A 207-nucleotide genomic window follows, 5' to 3' on the forward strand; every position below is an offset into this window, starting at 1 on the left:
TTCGCGTCGATCATGGGGACCGGCATCGTCGCCAACGCCGCGGCGACCCTGCCGTTGCAGTTCCCGGGGCTGCGCCCTGCCGCGACCATCGTCTGGGCACTGGCCAGCGTGTTGTTGGTCGCTCTCAGCACGGCGACCGTCATGCACTGGGTGCGTTACCGAGCCACCGCGCGGGGGCATCGACTCAATCCGGTGATGGCGCACTTC

General features: G+C 68.6%; 1 protein-coding gene. It reads left to right on the forward strand.

The features are described 5' to 3' along the window. On the forward strand, positions 1-207 hold a 207-nt coding region (locus tag ACZ6JE_RS15815; RefSeq protein ID WP_464319570.1), incomplete at both ends, for an SLAC1 family transporter.

The sequence above is a fragment of the Frigoribacterium sp. AC759 genome (assembly GCF_979256015.1).